Source organism: Dehalococcoidia bacterium (assembly GCA_028711995.1).
Classification (GTDB): domain Bacteria; phylum Chloroflexota; class Dehalococcoidia; order SZUA-161; family SpSt-899; genus JAQTRE01.
In genome coordinates, this window is sequence record JAQTRE010000182.1 from 1 (window position 1) to 4,536 (window position 4,536).

At 50.5% G+C, this 4,536-nt stretch carries 3 protein-coding genes; 2 read left to right on the forward strand and 1 reads right to left on the reverse strand.

All coding sequences use genetic code 11. The annotated features are described in order from the left end of the window. Positions 1–162: 162 nt before the first annotated feature. A complete protein-coding gene (locus tag PHV74_15020) occupies positions 163–1,728 on the forward strand; it encodes an AAA family ATPase (protein ID MDD5095667.1) in 1,566 nt (521 codons plus the stop codon). 39 nt (positions 1,729–1,767) lie between these two features. Next, positions 1,768–2,139, forward strand: coding sequence for a calcium-binding protein (locus PHV74_15025; GenBank protein ID MDD5095668.1), 372 nt, complete (start codon positions 1,768–1,770; stop codon positions 2,137–2,139). Positions 2,140–3,292: 1,153 nt separating this feature from the next. On the opposite strand, the gene PHV74_15030 is transcribed toward PHV74_15025, so the two are convergent. Then, positions 3,293–4,372 carry a radical SAM protein gene (locus PHV74_15030; protein MDD5095669.1) on the reverse strand — a complete coding sequence of 360 codons (1,080 nt, stop codon included), beginning with the start codon at positions 4,370–4,372 and terminating at the stop codon, positions 3,293–3,295. Positions 4,373–4,536 lie beyond the last annotated feature (164 nt).

Here is a 4,536-nt window from a genome sequence, read left to right on the forward strand (position 1 = left end):
TGGCGCTTGTTTTGGCGCTAAATTCGACCCGCCAGCCGATTCACTCAGACTTTAAACTTCGCAGCATAATATCAGGGTGACTCAATCAGAATTCCGATACCGGCTTTTTGCAGGGACGCCAGAGTTCTCTCCGAAACAAGTCCCAGCACCATCGGGTTGCCCATGTCGAAGCTGAAACATCAACAACCGCCAATCGAGCTGAACGATGACTTTAAACGCGCTCTCGATCTGATGGAGCATACCCATCAGAATGTTTTCATCACCGGGAGAGCGGGCACCGGTAAGTCCACACTCCTCAGCTATTTCCGCGGCATCACCCAAAAGAAGGTAGTGGTACTGGCCCCCACCGGTGTCGCCGCTCTCAACGTGGAAGGCCAGACCATCCATTCCTTCTTCCGCTTCAAGCCCAATATCACCCTTGACCGCATCAGAAAAGCCCGCTTCAGGGATGATGAAGACAATGTCTACAAGAAGCTGGAAGCCATTGTTATCGATGAGATATCGATGGTGAGAGCCGACTTGCTCGACTGCGTGGACAAGTTCCTGCAGCTCAACGGACCGAGGCAGGGAAAGCCATTTGGGGGCATTCAGATGATCTTCTTCGGCGATCTCTACCAGCTATCACCGGTCGTGACCAGCACTGAGAAGGCAGTGTTCACCTCAATCTATCAAACCCCATACTTCTATGGCGCGAAGGTATTTGATTCCCTGGAAATGGATTTCATAGAGTTGGAGAAGGTTTACCGGCAACATGACGAACGATTCCTCAGTCTGCTAAACTCCGTCCGCAACAATTCGATTGGCGAAGACGGGCTCCAGCTACTCAACCGGAGACATATGCCTGCCTTTGAACCGTCCCCGGACGACTTCTACGTCTATCTGACGACAACCAATCAGCTTGCGGATCAGATTAACGGGCAGCAATTGGCCAAACTGGATGGGAACCTGTACACTTTCAGTGCAAACGTCCAAGGGCAGTTCGGCAACGAATACCTCCCCACAGCGATCGATCTTCAGGTCAAGGCGGGGGCACAGATCATGATGGTCAATAACGATCCCGGCGGTCGCTGGGTCAACGGCAGCATCGGCAAAATCAGGGAGATAACTCACAACAAGAAGGAAGACACTATTGTAGCTGAAGTAGCCGATGATGAGATCGTAGAGATTGCGCCCTACACCTGGGAGATATTCAGGTTCTTCGCTGAGGAGGGACAGTTGCAGTCGGAAGTCGTCGGCAGGTTCAAACAGTATCCCCTGATGTTGGCCTGGGCGGTGACCATCCACAAGAGCCAGGGAAAGACGCTCGAAAAGGTGATCGTCGATATCGGCAGGGGAACGTTCGCTTATGGGCAGGTATACGTCGCCCTGAGCCGCTGTACCACTCTGGAGGGCATTGTTCTCAAAAAACCCATACTCAAGAAACACATCTGGACGGACTACAAGATGGTCGATTTCCTGACCAAGTACCAATACCGAAAAGCGGAACAATCCTGTTCGGTTGCGGACAAGGTCGAGACGATCAAGAGGGCGATCACGAACAAGACGGCTCTTCACATCGTGTATCTCAAGCCCAATGACGTGAAAAGCAAGAGGATCATCCGTCCGGAGACGGTCGGAGAGATGGAGTATGGGGGAAAGAAGTTCCTTGGGATGCGGGCATTCTGCCTGAAGCGGAACGAGGAAAGAGTGTTTCGGGTTGACCGAGTGCTTGAGATAGAAGAGGCGTGACTCAAGCCAATTGAGTAAAGGCAAGGGGTGAGAAGACAAATGTCTAAAACCGAGAAAGATCAGGAGCGAGAAGAACGGATCGCAATGGAGGCCATTGTCGATGCCTATGGCCCGGAAGAACAGGCTATGGGTTGGTATTACTACCTTGCTGACAAGATCAACTTTCCCTTTAAGGCTCGTTGCGTCAAGACGCGGCACACCTCACCTCTGAAAGTGGGAGAGGAAATCAACGTCGTGAGGATGGCGGCTGAGGATGACTGCTCTCACGAGATGTTTGTCGAGATACGCTGGTCCGGAAAGAGGCTGGCCATACCATTGGCGCAAATCGAACCAATTGAAACCGATGATGAGACTCAAGAGGCCATCGAAGATTGGCATTACTGGATGGCACAGGGGTATGAGTTGGGTTAAGGAAGTACAGTTGGGGCAATATAGAGATTCAGTGACCAGTTCCCTCTGAAATACTACACCCCGCGACACCGGGCCGGGTGAACTTTCCGCCTGTCTGTGCTTTCTCCCAATGATCCGGCACCACCCCAGGTAACGGGAGCAAGGCCCAACTGTCGATCAACCTCCTTCTCCAACAGTCCTATGCCTCTGGTGATCTACCCCTTCTCCCGACACCATCCAAGTGTTCGGTTCAAAAAGTGTCTGATTCTGCTGATTGACAACAGTCGGTTACCAGCCCATCCCTGATCGTTATACCGGTAGAGGTTCGTGAGTAGTGTCCGTTTCCATTAGACCATTCAACTTCGTCTTCGTAGAAATGTAATAGGCATGCCCTTTGATGTTCGTGGATTTCACAAAACCCTTTTGTACCAGTTTGTGGAGTCCTTCTAAGAGGGTCATGGCTTCGGTGAGTGCAAGCTGAATTTGCAGAGACTCATTATCCGTGCATGTTACCGGATATAAAAGGCTCAAAAGCTCTGAGTACGAATATGCGTGATATGGCTGCGTTTCAAGTGTGGCCAGAATCTTGCGGTCTTCTTGGTCAAGTTCTTGATTGTAGTGTCTTGGAGAAATCTTCATATGCGCCTCCGCACCTTTCTTTATGGAGACAATACTCCCATCTCGACTATATGCTTCCCCGCTGCCTTCAGTCTAATTTGCGTTTTTCCTGATCTAACGTACATTTAATTCCATTCAATAACTTACATCAGACAGCATCGCAGATCAACCACTTACGCGATAATTGAGTACGATCTTCCAGTTGGTGGCCCTTTCCGCCATGAAGTGCGTATAGTCAGCGATCATGCGCCAAAAACGCGGACAGACAGACCTGTTGGGTGATGAACTGGCAGACGGTGGTCGTGACGATCACCCGTAGGTATGGGGCTTCGGTGGATGGGAGGGAGAAAAGAGGCACGACTGTAGCCTTAGAGACCGCCAGCATGATCCTGGTCCCTGCGGCGATTCTGAAAAGGCCCAGTTCAGTTCTTAGGGTGTCACAAAGGACTAGGTAACCGATCATTAAAGAACAGTGAGGCTACCTAGTCCATTTGATTAGCAAGGGATCACTCAAAAGGGGATTCACTGCGTGCCGACCCTAGCGCAACAAAACGCCCTAAAGGGCCATTGCGGCAAGAGCTTTTGCATGTATGTGTATCGCTTCATTGACCCTCAATCCTTCTTCGATCAGTTCCAGAACCCTCGGTTTCTCCTCGGGGAATTGATATCCTTCATAGTCTTGCTTGAACAGCACTCCGCCGGATTCTGTTCGCCAGGAGTTCATGAAGTGATCGAAACATACGTGAGATGTAACATACAAGTCTCCTGTCATCATCCTCAGTTCGCGCAGGCGTTCGTGAGGTGAAGAGAGATCAAAATTCCCCTTTTGATATTCGATCCCCAGCGGCGTACGAATGTTCGGTATGAATGGTCTCAATCTGATATAGTCGGGATTAATCTCACTGAGTACTCGCGCTGTGTTTCTGGCATGTTGATCAGACATTTTTCGCCCGCCCAAATCAGGCATCACATAGGCTGAAATTTGAAATCCCGCCTCCTTGGCCTTCTTCCCGGCGGCAATGTGTTCCTCGGCAGTCACACCTTTGTCGACGTACTTCAACACTTCATCGTCGCCGCTTTCCAGGCCAACGTGCAATCTCGTCAAACCTGCTGCTCTGATATCTTTTAGTTCCTCTAGGGTTTTCCTGTAAATGGTTTTTGCTCTGGCATAGGTCGTGATTCTTTCCAGGCTTGGAAAGATCTCCTTCAGATACCTGACAACTTCCACTACATCCGGAGTCTTCATGACCAGCGAGTCGGCATCCTGCAGAAATACCGTATGTCCTCCTGAGACGAGCCAGTCGAATACCATCGCATAACAATGACTTCTACTGACCGCCGGGTTGCCTCTGACGATGCTTGTTGCCACCTCGCTGTTGATCTTTCCGGCATAGCCAAGCTGCCACGACACGCGATTTATCTCATCAGCGATCGCTTTGGCCGACTGGATGTCCTTCTTGATCTCCTCCACCGATCTCAGCTGAAACTTTTCGCGATTGTATGCTAAGCCGTAGCAGAACTTGCACCTGCTCCAAGGGCAATTCCGAGTCAATCTGATCAACAGGGAATCGCTTCCGCCTTCGCTGGGCGGCCTTATCGGCCCGACTTCAAAAGAATACGAACTTAATGCTCCCATATTGACTCTCCTATTTCTGCCTCACATTTTCAGACATGTATGGCGTCCCTGCAAAAAGCCGGTATCGGAATTCTGATTGAGTCACCCTGATATTATGCTGCGAAGTTTAAAGTCTGAGTGAATCGGCTGGCGGGTCGAATTTAGCGCCAAAACAAGCGCCAACA

Bases quoted from the DNA above. Each gene is read 5' to 3' on its own strand.
- PHV74_15020 (MDD5095667.1), top strand. From the start codon at position 163: ATGTCGAAGCTGAAACATCAACAACCGCCAATCGAGCTGAACGATGAC.
- PHV74_15025 (MDD5095668.1), top strand. From the start codon at position 1,768: ATGTCTAAAACCGAGAAAGATCAGGAGCGAGAAGAACGGATCGCAATG.
- PHV74_15030 (MDD5095669.1), bottom strand. From the start codon at position 4,372: ATGGGAGCATTAAGTTCGTATTCTTTTGAAGTCGGGCCGATAAGGCCG.